The organism is Weissella halotolerans DSM 20190, assembly GCF_000420365.1.
GTDB classification, from domain to species: Bacteria; Bacillota; Bacilli; order Lactobacillales; family Lactobacillaceae; genus Weissella; species Weissella halotolerans.
The window spans coordinates 325,067-337,759 of the sequence record NZ_ATUU01000002.1 but is presented as its reverse complement, the minus strand read 5'-3'; the positions used below and the strand labels follow the sequence as shown (position 1 = coordinate 337,759).

Annotated in this window: 14 protein-coding genes and 4 tRNA genes; 17 read left to right on the top strand and 1 reads right to left on the bottom strand. The window is 42.7% G+C overall.

Features of this window, described 5'->3' with window-relative positions; genetic code table 11:
* The first annotated feature begins 9 nt into the window (after window positions 1-9).
* Entirely contained in the window at window positions 10-147 is a 138-nt protein-coding gene (locus G414_RS07620) for a hypothetical protein (RefSeq protein WP_155971920.1), read from the top strand.
* A 51-nt stretch (window positions 148-198) separates the two neighbouring features.
* On the opposite strand, the gene G414_RS0104310 is transcribed toward G414_RS07620, so the two are convergent.
* On the bottom strand, window positions 199-1,692 hold the full coding sequence (locus tag G414_RS0104310; RefSeq protein WP_022791626.1) for a peptide MFS transporter: 1,494 nt from the start codon (window positions 1,690-1,692) through the stop codon (window positions 199-201).
* Between the two features lie 150 nt (window positions 1,693-1,842).
* Here G414_RS0104310 and G414_RS0104305 point away from each other — a divergent pair, with 150 nt between their 5' ends.
* The 16 genes from G414_RS0104305 to G414_RS07265 all read left to right on the top strand — a co-directional run.
* Window positions 1,843-2,655 carry a metallophosphoesterase gene (locus G414_RS0104305; protein ID WP_022791625.1) on the top strand — a complete coding sequence of 271 codons (813 nt, stop codon included), beginning with the start codon at window positions 1,843-1,845 and terminating at the stop codon, window positions 2,653-2,655.
* Window positions 2,656-2,734: 79 nt separating this feature from the next.
* Window positions 2,735-2,820, top strand: a tRNA-Tyr gene (locus G414_RS0104300).
* A gap of 4 nt (window positions 2,821-2,824) precedes the next feature.
* A tRNA-Gln gene (locus G414_RS0104295) sits at window positions 2,825-2,896 on the top strand.
* A 78-nt stretch (window positions 2,897-2,974) separates the two neighbouring features.
* Entirely contained in the window at window positions 2,975-4,531 is a 1,557-nt protein-coding gene (locus G414_RS0104290) for an MFS transporter (protein ID WP_022791624.1), read from the top strand.
* A gap of 75 nt (window positions 4,532-4,606) precedes the next feature.
* Window positions 4,607-4,689 (top strand) — tRNA-Tyr (locus tag G414_RS0104285).
* Window positions 4,690-4,698: 9 nt separating this feature from the next.
* A tRNA-Gln gene (locus tag G414_RS0104280) sits at window positions 4,699-4,770 on the top strand.
* Window positions 4,771-4,903: 133 nt separating this feature from the next.
* A complete protein-coding gene (locus G414_RS0104275; protein WP_022791623.1) occupies window positions 4,904-5,344 on the top strand; it encodes a SprT family protein in 441 nt (146 codons plus the stop codon).
* Window positions 5,345-5,418: 74 nt separating this feature from the next.
* Window positions 5,419-5,886, top strand: coding sequence for a MarR family transcriptional regulator (locus G414_RS0104270; RefSeq protein ID WP_027694538.1), 468 nt, complete (start codon window positions 5,419-5,421; stop codon window positions 5,884-5,886).
* The gene (locus tag G414_RS0104265; RefSeq protein ID WP_022791621.1) at window positions 5,879-6,796 is read left to right on the top strand and encodes a metal ABC transporter solute-binding protein, Zn/Mn family; all 918 of its coding nucleotides are present in this window, start codon (window positions 5,879-5,881) and stop codon (window positions 6,794-6,796) included. Before G414_RS0104270 ends, G414_RS0104265 begins: the two co-directional genes overlap by 8 nt.
* Window positions 6,780-7,487 carry a metal ABC transporter ATP-binding protein gene (locus tag G414_RS0104260; RefSeq protein ID WP_022791620.1) on the top strand — a complete coding sequence of 236 codons (708 nt, stop codon included), beginning with the start codon at window positions 6,780-6,782 and terminating at the stop codon, window positions 7,485-7,487. The genes G414_RS0104265 and G414_RS0104260 overlap by 17 nt, the downstream gene beginning before the upstream one ends.
* The gene (locus G414_RS0104255) at window positions 7,480-8,274 is read left to right on the top strand and encodes a metal ABC transporter permease (RefSeq protein ID WP_022791619.1); all 795 of its coding nucleotides are present in this window, start codon (window positions 7,480-7,482) and stop codon (window positions 8,272-8,274) included. The genes G414_RS0104260 and G414_RS0104255 overlap by 8 nt, the downstream gene beginning before the upstream one ends.
* Window positions 8,275-8,351: 77 nt before the next feature.
* The gene (locus G414_RS0104250) at window positions 8,352-9,983 is read left to right on the top strand and encodes an ABC-F family ATP-binding cassette domain-containing protein (RefSeq protein WP_022791618.1); all 1,632 of its coding nucleotides are present in this window, start codon (window positions 8,352-8,354) and stop codon (window positions 9,981-9,983) included.
* 94 nt (window positions 9,984-10,077) lie between these two features.
* Complete coding sequence (locus G414_RS0104245; protein ID WP_022791617.1) at window positions 10,078-10,572, top strand: aminoacyl-tRNA deacylase; 495 nt, start codon at window positions 10,078-10,080, stop codon at window positions 10,570-10,572.
* A 14-nt stretch (window positions 10,573-10,586) separates the two neighbouring features.
* A complete protein-coding gene (locus G414_RS07270; RefSeq protein WP_022791616.1) occupies window positions 10,587-11,300 on the top strand; it encodes a hypothetical protein in 714 nt (237 codons plus the stop codon).
* 13 nt (window positions 11,301-11,313) lie between these two features.
* Complete coding sequence (locus tag G414_RS0104235) at window positions 11,314-11,994, top strand: HD domain-containing protein (RefSeq protein ID WP_022791615.1); 681 nt, start codon at window positions 11,314-11,316, stop codon at window positions 11,992-11,994.
* An 84-nt stretch (window positions 11,995-12,078) separates the two neighbouring features.
* Window positions 12,079-12,693 (top strand): UTRA domain-containing protein (locus G414_RS07265; RefSeq protein ID WP_040761549.1); only part of this gene is annotated, 615 nt, incomplete at its 3' end.

The window sequence follows — 12,693 nt, the reverse complement described above, 5'->3', positions numbered from 1 at the left end:
TTTAAAAGCATGGATAAGATAGGGATGGTTTTAGTCTTTATTGCAGGTGGCTTTTTTGCTTTAAAACAAGAAAAATTAGCGGTCTTGGCATTGATGATTGGACTGGGACTTGTCATGTTTAGTCGGCAAAAAAAGAATACAAAATAATAAAACGACATAGGCCTAGGCCTATGTCGTTTTATTATTTTATTTAGCTAGTTAACGTACCCCATCCATCATCTTTTTGATGAGTGGAACTAAGAAGACTAGGACGATTCCTAATACAACCGAAACTGTTCCAAACCAAGTGAAGTAAGCTACTTCATTGGCTGGGTTATATAGACGTACAAGTTGTGCGTTTAAGGCAGAACCCGCTGAAGAAGTTAAAAACCACATTGACATCATTTGTGACATAAAGGCATGTGGTGCTAACTTAGTCGTAACCGATAAACCAACTGGTGAAATGAGCATTTCACCAACGATGACCAATGCCCATGAACCAACTAACCACAAAGGAGATACTTTAGTAGCGGTTCCAAATAATGCTCCTGGTAGGGCCATTAGAAGGAAAGAAGCACCAGCAAATACCAAACCAACTGAGAATTTCATTGGCGCAGAAGGCTGACGCTTACCCCAAGCCGTCCATAGCCAAGCAAAGAAGGGGGTATAGAGCATAATGAACAAGGGATTTAATGATTGGAACATTGATGGTGACACAAAGCTTGGCATGCCAGCATAATTAATTCGTTCCGCAGCAAAGGTGGCTAACACGATTGAACCCTGTTCTTCAATGGCCCAAAAAAGCACCGCAGCAATGAAAAGTGGAATATAAGCAAATACCCGTGAACGTTCCACTGAGGTAACCTTAGCACTCGTGGTCATGGTTACAAAGTATGAAATAGGCAGGATAATAGCGACAATCGTTAACAAATTGATAAAGTCGTCAATCTTAGTCCAGCCCATCAAGAACATCAAGGAAACAACTAGTGCTGCCGCAATTAAACCAAATAAGATTTTAATTAGTAATGGCTTAACTTCATCGTGCTGGATTGGATCGGGAGCATAGAGTGAATCTTCCGATAAGTTACGTTGTCCAAAGTGGAACTGTAAGAGACCAAAGAACATTCCGATAGCCGCTAATGAGAAGGCCACGTGGAAGCCCATATTCTCCTGAGTCCAACCAACCAATAAGGGGGCGACAAAGGAACCTAAGTTAATTCCAAAAACAAAGATTGAAAAACCTGAATCGCGTCGTGGGTCATCTTCTTTGTAGAGTGAACCAACCAAAGAGGAGACATTAGGCTTTAGGAGCCCTGTTCCTAAAATTAGGAAGACCATGGCCGAGTAAAGACCAATGGCGCCGACTGGCAGGGCTAGGCAGATGTGCCCAATCATAATCAGCACACCACCCCAAAAGACAGTGCGTCGTTCACCAAGAATCCGATCGGCCATAAAGCCACCAATTGCGCCAGCCAAGTAAACCATGGAGACGTAGATAGCCATAATTGAAGCGGCTGTCGATCGACTGACATTTAATTGCCCATCAGCAATTAAATACCACATGTAAAAGAGCAAAATGGCCTTCATGCCATAGAAACTAAAGCGTTCCCACATTTCGGTCATGAAGAGGGTCTTTAACCCACGAGGTTGCCCAAAAAAAGCATGATCGTTTTGATCGGGTTTTGCCGCGGCCGGTTTATTGGAATTTTCCATAATAAAGTCCTCGCAAATAAATATTTCTTTTGTCTTGATTAGAATTTATGTTAAATTAAATTAGACAATAGTGTCAATTTTAAAACATGTTTAATAAAACTACAAGTCAAATTTTTAGCTAGTAGTTTTAAAGAAGGAAAGAGGCGCGTAGTGGTGAAGGTTGGCTTTTCAAGCGATAATCATTTGGACTTAAATAAGGTTGACTGGCGATGGGCTGCAAGAGAACAGGCTAATTATCTTCTTAGGGCTGGTGTTGAGGCCTACTTTATTTTAGGCGATGTTAGCAATCACTATGAACGAACTTACCAGTATGTTACCTATTTGCAGGAACAGTTAGCCGCTCAAGTGCAGGTTAGATTTATTTTAGGAAATCATGATATGAGTTCGGACCTAACCTATGATCAAATCGAAAGTATTGAGTCGCCATTCTATTTACACAATCACTATCTTGATATAGTTGGCACATCTTGGCGTGTGATTGGACACAATGGTTGGTATGATTATGGTTTTTCACCAATGATGGATGAGGCAAGTGGCCAGCGTTTCCATTATGGTTTTTACTATGATCGTATTATTCAGCAGTCAATGTCAGACCGGGAGCGTACTGATATTGCCCTTAACCAATTACAGGCACAGTTGACTAGGGCTGGCCAAGCACAAAAGCAAGTTATTGTGGTGACACATTTTGTGCCAATTAAGGATGATATAAAAGTATCCAGCCAGCGACCTTATATGCAGTTAAATGCTGTTTTAGGGTCACCTCGCCTGGGTAAGCTCTTAGCGGGAACTCCGCAGGTGCACCATGTTTTCTTTGGACATCATCATGTGAGTTCGCCGGTTAGACAGCACCAAGGCACGGCGTTTTATAATGTTAGTGTTGGCTTGAAGAAACGGACAGGAGAGTGGTTAGCGGCTGATTTTTTGACCAGTTGGCAAAAAAAATTAGTGATTTTGCCCTTATAATGTTGACAGTTAACCGGCGGACGTGTATATTAATATCTTGTTGAGGCCCTAGGGCTTGCAACGTTAAGTTAATACTATTGGGAGATTAGCGAAGTCTGGTTAAACGCGGTGGACTGTAAATCCATTCCTTCGGGTTCAAAGGTTCGAATCCTTTATCTCCCACCATGAATGGGATATGGCCAAGTGGTAAGGCATCGGTTTTTGGTACCGTGTATCGCTGGTTCGAATCCAGCTATCCCAACTAGTGAAGCCGATAGAATCTTCTATCGGCTTTTTTGTTTTAAGTCGTAACTGTAAGTTTAAAGGGGGAAGTGAGCAGATGGCAGGGCAAGTGAGTGGTAGTCATAAATGGTTAGCCTTGATGGCAATGTCCTTGGGTGTCTTTATGGCCTTATTAGATGTAACGGTAGTTAATGTGGCCTTGCCGACAATGGCCCTAGATTTTCATACGACCTTTAACGATTTACAGTGGGTGCTTAATGCTTATACGATTGTGTTTGCGGTGACCTTGTTAATTACATCCAAGTTAGGTGATATGTATGGTCGCAAACGGGTCTTTATGATTAGTATGGCGATCTTTATTGGAGGCTCAATTTTAAACGGCTTGGCCCCATCCCTACTTGTCCTTGACCTTGGACGTGGTATTCAGGGTATCGGTGGTGCTGGGATGAATTCTTTGTCCATGGCATTAGTGGGGTCCAATTTCACAGGCCGGGACCGAGGGACTGGTCTTGGTATTTTAGGGTCTGTCATTGGCCTCTCATCCGCTGTTGGTCCGCTAGTTGGTGGCTACTTAGTTGAACATTTTGGTTGGCCATCAATTTTCTTTGTGAATGTGCCAATTGGATTGATAGCCTTAGTTATGACCTATCTTTATGTGGCCGAAACACCTAGCTATGGACGGGGTGAAAAGATTGACTTGTTAGGAATGCTTTTATCGGCCGCTGCTTTATTTTCGGCCATCTTTGGTTTGATAAAGAAAGAGGCTGCAACGCACGCGGCCTGGACCAGTCCAGATATCGTTTTTTGGTTAATTGCCGCTGCAATTTTTTTGATTATTTTTATTTTAGTAGAAATCAAAACGCCAGCGCCAATGATGGACTTGAAAATGTTTACTCAGATTAATTTTGTAGGGGCCGTGATTGTGGCTTTTGCTCTTGGGGCAGGTATTTATGCCATGAGCAGATACCTGACGGCGATGATGCAAAATTATATGGGATATTCGGCCTTGGAGACTGGGGTGCGTCAGTTGACCATCTCGATTTGGTCCTTGCTTTTAGGACCCCTAACAGGCTATATTGGTCAACGTTTTTCTAAGCGTTGGTTAATTGCTGGCTTTATGTTCTGGGCTGGATTAGCTTTTATTTGGCTAGCCAACGTCATGGTAACGAAGGTGACGTTTGCTGCCATGGTACCGGGTATGGTGATGTATGGCATTACCAACGGCTTGGTTAATCCGCTTTTAAATAATGCTGGGTTAGATGACATTAAACAAGCTGAAATGGGTATGGGATCGGGCTTGTTAAATGTTTTCCGGCAAGTGGGAGTAACATTTGGTGTGGTTATTTTAGGCTTAACACAAACAAATCATTATGAGGCAACGTTAAATGCTGATTGGCTTAATCTTGATTTGCCAAGTGTGGTTTTAGACCCGCTACATAAGTTGCTGATAGCGGCGGGACCCTTTAGCGGTCATGAACTGGTTTTTTCTAATCTTTATCGTCAAATCCCACTGATTAGTGACCTTCAAGCTTTAGTTGAAAAGGCTTATTATTCAGGGATGGCTGCCGTCTTTTTGGCGGCTGCTGTCATTGTCAGTTTAGGTGGTTTAGCCGCCGCTGTCCTGATGCGAGATCATAAAGAAAATGAAGGATAAAGAAATCAACTAAAAACTTCTAGTGTTTTTCTTGCATTTAGTGGGAATAATTGCTATTATATAAAAGTTGATTTCGGGGGGTTAGCGAAGTCTGGTTAAACGCGGTGGACTGTAAATCCATTCCTTCGGGTTCAAAGGTTCGAATCCTTTACCCCCCATTTTATTATTGGGATATGGCCAAGCGGTAAGGCATCGGTTTTTGGTACCGTGTATCGCTGGTTCGAATCCAGCTATCCCAACTGAAAAAGTCGGTGAGCGATTACGCTTGCCGGCTTTTTATTTAGTTTGATAAGCATATGTTAATTGGCAGTAAGCAGATTCAAGTAGATCAATGACTAACAGGAACTAAAGCAGAGGGGGGACAGCAAGCTTATGGATAATCGAACCTTGCAGACTCTAGTGGAAGAGGTATCAAAAGACTCTTTTCATCGTCCTTTTTTACACCAGGCACGATTTAACAACCGCCTACGTACAACAGGTGGTCGTTATCTGTTAAGTAGTCATGATTTGGAGTTTAATCCTTTGATGTTGACTGAATTCGATTTGGCCAATTTGATTGGGGTGATTAAACACGAATTGGTCCATTACCACTTACATTTACAAGGACGACCTTACCAGCATAAGGACCAGTCATTTAAACGGCTCTTGGCTGATGTGGGCGGTCTAAGATATGCACCGCCGACTAGTCGGACTAGCCAGCAGCGGTGGCACTATCGCTGTGAACGAGGCCATGATATATACCGTCAACGTCGAATAAAGTTAAGTCGATATCGTTGTGGTCGTTGTCATGCGCCGTTACGCTTACTTAATTAAGTAAGTGACCTTGCATGGGAAGGACCAACGTGTTATATTTTACTGGTTAATTAACTGGTAAAGGAGTTTTGCGGATGACTGAGACAGCTGAACAAATTGATGCTTTTTTAAAGCACGTCCGGATTTTGGCGGAAAATCAGCGGGAAATTTTGCTAGGTGAAACGGATGAGGCAAGTGATGTGACGACAACGCAAGGACACGTGTTAATGTTGTTAGCTCAAAACGGCCCTCAAACGAATTCTGAATTGGCTCATGCTTTAGTGGTATCACCCGCGGCCATCACGAAGGTCATGAAGCATTTACAACATGCTGTTAAGCCTATGGTAACGCAAGTGCCGGATGATCATGATGGCCGCATTAGTCGCTGGGCGTTGACGGCCCATGGTATTTCACTAGCGCAAGTCCATGCGCGTCGGCATGCGCAGACGCTTGAGCATTATCAGCAATTGTTGATGGATTTTGACACAGATGAACAAGCTACCATAGCACGATTTCTACAGTCCTTAGAGCAGTGCTTAATGGGGGATGAGACAGATGACTAAGAATAGTAAGTGGTTATTGGGCCTTCCTGCTATATTTGTTATTTTTTTAATTGGGCTGGTAGTGTTTACCGGAATTAAACAAACAAAAGAGAGTCAGCAGACGGGCAGGCTACATGTAGTGGCCAGTTTAGATAGTTATGGTGAAATTGCCCAGGCAGTCTTAGGCAATCAAGGCAGTGTCCGCAGTGTTTTAACCAATCCAGCCATTGATCCTCATGACTTTGAACCTACAGCTAGTACAGCTAGGTTGTACCAACAGGCAGATATCATCATTTCAAATGGCGGTGGCTATGATCAGTGGAGCACGCGCTTAGCGCAAGCCAATGAATCTGCTAAAAAGATTACAGTTGCCAAGCTGTACCACTATCATGCGGGAGATAATGAACATTTCTGGTATGCGCCTGACCTAGCAAATCGGTTAACCAATCAGTTGGTGATAACCTATAGTCAACTGATTCCAGCGAAAAAACCATATTTTGAACAGAATGCGCAACACTACTTACGAAAACTAACTAAACTAGACCAGTTAAGGAGTACGTTGAAGCAAACCTTGGCTGGTCAGGGTGTCCTGACTACGGAGCCTGTTTTTGATTTAACCTTAAAAAGTTTAGATGCTAACATCCTAGTACCAGCGTTTGGGCAAGCAATTGATGAGGGACAAGACCCTACACCCGCTGCCGTTCAGGCTTGGCGCAAGGCGATTGATCAAGGCCAAGTTAAGGTTGTAATTGAGAATAAGCAGGCCAAAGGAAAGCTGGTTGATCAAGCGGTTGCTTATGCCAAAGAGCATCAGGTGCCGGTGGTAAAAGTGACAGAAACTAAAGGGCAAGGACAGTCTTATCTTGATTGGCAATATGCTCAGTTAAAGCAGTTAGCAAAGGCGGTGGGTGCACATGACGAGTCAAACTAAGCAACCAGTCCTCCTGGGACATAATATTGGGATAAAGTTTGACCAACATTGGTTATACCAAGGGGTAAACTTTCAGCTTGGTCAGCAACGGATGTTAGCGGTGATTGGTGATAATGGAGTTGGGAAAACGACCTTATTAAGAGCTATTTTGGGACAGCAGCAATTAACTGCTGGGGAATTAGTTTGGACTAATCCAGCGACGGTAGTAAGGTATGTTCCCCAAGAGCGGCCTAATGTAGCCGACTTTCCACTCTATATTGCAGATTTTGTTGAGCTTAGTTACGATCGGGGCTGGCGCCCTTGGTTATCCAGAGCTGAAAAACAGCAGTTGACCCATATCTTGAAGGATACCCACCTAACAAGCTTGGCGCGGCGCCGGATTGATCGTGCCTCTGGTGGTGAGCGCCAACGGGCCTACTTGGCCCAAGCGTTGTTAGTTAATCCGAGTGTTTTAATTTTAGATGAAGCAACCGCTAATCTTGATAATGTGGCAAAGTACGAATTAATGGATGTGGTTCGTCATTACCGAGACCACCATCATTTGAGTATTATTATGATTAGTCATGACTTGGATATAGTTAAGGAGTTCGCAGATGACTATTTACTATTGTCCGCTCAAGATAGCGAGTTTGGATCAGTTGCTGAATTAGACACTAGTCGCTTGAAAGTGGGGAATCAAGACCATGCTTAATTATCCATTTATGCAAAATGCCTTTATTGTAGGGACGTTGATTGCTATTGTGAGTGGCTTTGTTGGCGTCTTTGTAGTGGCTAGACAGATGTCTTTTTTGGCCCATACCTTAAGCGAGATTGGGTTTGCCGGCGCATCATTTGGTCTTTTTATGAATTGGTCGCCCTTGTGGGGAATGTTGTTATTCACCATTTTGGCTGCGACCACGATTGGTGAATTGGGCATGCAAGAAGAACATGCTGATTCCTTGATATCAGCAGTTAGTGCCATTGCAATTGGCTTGGGGATCGCCTTTTTAGCCTTATCACAGAAGAACGCTAGTGCGGCTACGAGTATTTTATTTGGCTCAATTTTTAGTATCAGTCATGATAATATTCAACAGGTTATTCTGTTGGCAGTCCTGGTACTAGTGTTGGTGTTAGTCTTATTCAGACCGCTGCGGCACTTTGCCTTTGACTACAATACCGCACGCTTTAGTATTAAATATATTGTGTTAGTTGAAGTGGCCTTTCTAGTTATTATGGCAACTACGGTTGCCGTTTCATCACAAATTGTTGGATCACTATTGATCTTCATTTTGATGACCCTGCCTGCTAGCGCTGCCATGCGGGTAGGACGGACAGTCTGGCAAATGGTCGCTTGGTCAATTAGTTTTGCTGTATTTGGTGTCTGGGTGGCATTAGTTTTATCTTATTGGACGAACGTGCCGGTTTCCTTTTATATTGCTATTTTAGAGGCTGCAATCTATTTTGTGGCCTTAGCCTGGTCCAACCAAAGAAACCATTAGTATTTAGCGTGACTGACAACTTTCTGTTAGAATGATGATTACGACCCAATCAAGGAAAAAAGGAATGAGAAAAATATATGTTAACTGTTTCAAATGTCTCAGTTGCCTTTAGTGGCAAGAAGTTATACGACAATGTCAATTTGAAGTTTACGCCTGGAAATACCTATGGCATTATTGGTGCCAATGGTGCAGGTAAGTCAACCTTTCTAAAGGTGCTTGAAGGTAAGCTACAACCAACGACAGGAACGATCACGATGGATCCCAATGAACGGATGTCATCTTTGGTACAAGATCACTTTGCGTTTGATAATTATACGGTGATGGAGACCGTTTTGCGGGGCTACCAGGAGCTGTATGATGTCAAGGCGGAGATGGATGCGATTTATGCTAAACCTGATTTTAGTGATGAAGATGGCGTTCGCGCTGGTGAACTGTCAGCCTTATTTGATGACTTAAATGGCTGGACTGCTGAAGCCGATGCAGCCCAACTTTTGCAAAGTTTAGGGATTCCAGGTGATCAACACCAGACTCAGATGGCTGAATTGGCCGAAACCGAAAAGGTCAAAGTTTTGTTAGCCCAGGCGCTTTTTGGTAACCCAGATATTTTGATTTTGGATGAGCCCACCAATGGATTAGATACGAAAACGATTGCCTGGCTGGAAGACTTCTTAGCTGATTATAAAAACATTGTGATTGTTGTGTCCCATGATCGGCACTTCCTAAATGCCGTTTCAACCATGACGCTCGATGTTGATTTTGGCAAGATTACAGAGTTTGTTGGTAATTATGATTTCTGGAAGGAATCATCCGAATTAGCTGCGCGACTACAATCACAGCAAAATGCGAAAAAAGAAGAGCAAATTAAGGAACTACAAGACTTCGTTGCGCGTTTTTCAGCTAATGCATCTAAGTCCAAGCAAGCAACGGCTCGTAAGAAGCAATTAGAAAAAATTACGCTTGATGATATTCAACCATCTAGTCGTAAGTATCCTTATATTCATTTTGACCTTAGTCGGCCGATTGGTAATGACATGGTCCGTGTTGAAAATATCTCTAAAACGGTTGACGGTGTTAAACTACTAAACAATGTAAGTTTCACCTTGCAGCCTAATGAAAAAGCGCTGGTTATGGCGGAAAATGACGTGGCGGCAACCATGTTGCTCGATATACTAGCTGGCCGTCAGACACCCGACGAAGGGACCGTTACCTGGGGTGTCACAACCAGTCGTGATTATTTAGCTAAGGATATGGCTAGTAATTTTCCTAAGCCAGAGCAGCCAATTTTAGATTACCTACGTGATTTTGCCGAAAAGGGTGAAGATGATAACACCTTCCTGCGGGGATTGTTAGGTCGGATGCTCTTTAAAGGTGAAGATGCTGAAAAGACGCTGGCCGTTTTGTCTGGGGGCGAAAAAGTTCGAGTGGTCTTCTCTAAGTTGATGTTAACTAAGCCGAACGTCTTAATTTTAGATGACCCAACCAACCATCTTGACCTAGAATCGATTACTTCCTTGAATGATGGGCTGATCGATTACAAAGGAGGGATTATTTTCACTTCTCATGATCATACCTTTGCCCAAACGATTGCAGATCATATTATTGTGATTAGTCCAGAGGGCGTCATCGAGCGGGCAGAAACCTCATATGATGAATTTATGGCTACCGCTAGTGTGCAAGAAGCCTTAGCTAAGGCGAATATTCGGCTGTAAACACTTGAAGAAAGCATATTATTTACACCAACCTGTGTGTAGTGATATGCTTTTTTTATTAACCTAACGGAAGGTAAATGGGCGTATAAACAAGATGGGTAAAAAGAAAAAGATTAAAAAAGTTTTAGTTGAACAAATTCTGGACAAGGCAGCCATTCCATATGAAACCATTGTGTTTGAAGATGGTTTAAATCGAAAGGACGCTGAGATGGCAAGATATGGTTTAAGTGAGCATGATATTTATAAGACTTTAGCCTTGACCGGTAATGTTACGGGACCGGTTATTGGCATTGTTCCCATTGATGCACACCTTGATGAAAAAAAGTTAGCTGCTGTGTCCGCTAATAAGCGGGTCGACATGATTCACACAAGGGACCTGCAGGCAACAACAGGATATATTCATGGTGCTAATAATCCAGTGGGGATCTGGCAAAACAAGAAGTTTCCAATTTATTTTGATGAGGCAGCGAAAAAAGCTGGTACCATTGTGGTATCAGCCGGTGAATTAGGGCGGTCCATTAAAGTTGATAGTCAGCTCTTAGCGGACTTTGTACAGGGTCAATTTGCTGATTTGCAACAGACGCGATGATGTCCTTTATAAGTATGGTTTGGCAAAGTTGGTTATATTTATTGGGGCTTGGATTTATAATGCCCCTGCTGGCGAATTTACTTATTTCAGCGTTAACTAGCCAGACGGTGACTTTAATTGTTAAGCGGTATGGTCTTCGTGCACAAAGTTATTGGGGGTGCCTTGGTATCGTCGTTCATGAGGGATCACATGCCCTGTTAGCACTACTTTTTTTACATCATATTGACCAAATAAAGCTTTTTGTAGCACCTAAAGAGGCTATTACGACCACACAGTTGGGTTATGTGGCACACTCTTATCATCCACACAATCTCTACCAGCGCTTAGGTAATTTTTTTATTGGACAAGCGCCCTTTATGGGTATTATTGCCTGCATGATGTTAGTAACCAAGTGGCTCTGGCCACAGCTCTTTAGTCCTAACTTGAATTTTACTGTAGTGACTGCGGGATTTACTTGGTGGCATTTTTTGCTATGGCTAGTTATGATAATCAGTTTAAGTCTTGGGCTTAACCTGAGCCGTGCTGACTGGCATAATACCTGGTCTGGTAGCTTTTTATATGTGGGTCTCTTAATGTTAGTAGCATTGTTTTTGACGGGTGTTAACCCAAGTTTTTACCTGACCTACGGCTTGGATTGGCTAGTCACAGTGGGTGGCTTTTACCTTGTTTTATTTAGCTTAGCGCTCCTAGTGAACCTCATTGTGGTCCTGCTAACCAAGGCATTTTAAAGGAGTAATCAAAATGACAGGACAGTTAACCCCCGTACAAGCAAGACAATTAGCCAGCCTAAATGAATACATGCAAGTGGCCTTAAAAGGGGATAATAGCGGACACGATGTGACCCATATTAAGCGGGTCGTCAAATTAGCGCAGCATTTATTAACAACCGAACCAAGTGCAAATGCGTTTATCACCTTGGCAGCTGCAACTTTGCATGATGTTTATGATGATAAGTTAGTCGCAAATGTTGGTAAAGCAAAAACAGAACTGGCTCAGTTCATGACGGCACAGAACGTCAGCTTGCATGATCAGACGGCCATTTTTTATATTATTGATAATATGTCTTGGAGTAAGCAACGCTTTGGACAAGCAGAGCCCCTTGATTTAAATGGGCAAATTGTCCAAGATGCTGACCGCCTAGAAGCGATGGGGATGATTGCGGTGACCCGAGTCATTGCATACGGCTATCAGGCAGGACACGTATTATATGATCCTGCGATTAAACCTCGCCAGTTAAAAACCAAAGCCGAGTATCGATCAGCTGATGGCGAGACGATGATTAACCACTTTTACGAAAAATTATTTTTGTTAAAGGATTACCTAAATACCAATGAAGGTAAACGAATTGGGAAAATCCGTGATCAGGCAATGCATACTTTCGTTAGTCAATTTGAGGCTGAATGGGCTGGCAAAGATTATTAAAGTTTACAAAGTGGTCTAACCAATTTTTGGTTGGACCACTTTTATGTTACGCTGTTAACTGATAAACAGGGAGGGAAAGTGATTATGGAACGCCAGGTTATTTATATGCGGGTAGTTGATGATCTGAAGGACCGCATTAAGCGTCAAGAATTTGAAGATTTAAAACTGCCAGATGAACGATCACTAGCGGAATCCTATGGTGTATCACGAAGCTCCATTAAACGAGCCCTTAATGTGTTGGCACAACAGGGGATTATCTTTAAAAAACGGGGGTCAGGGACCTTTGTAAACCCCCTCTACTGGAAGAACCAGCCTATGTTTCAGTCCTTGGGCAAAAATTTAGGGGTTTCGGATTCATATCGATATCACGGTGAAGCGCCGGCAATTCGGTTAGTTGATTTTAAAAAAGAAGTTGCAGATGCAGAGACACAACTAGCATTATTTTTAAAAGCTGGTGAAGAAGTTTATCAAATTAAACGACTGCGCCTTTTACAAGGGAAGACCTTTATGATTGAAAAGGCCACGATTCCGGTAAAGTTGTTACCTGAGATGACGGCCCGTGACTTACAACACTCGATGTTTCAATATACTAAGCAGATGACAAAAAAGGCGGTTACCAAGTCTTTCTTAACAGTGACAGTGGAACCATCAAGTAAGGAAGATCAAACTTACATGCATTTAGCTGATAACGAGCCAGTT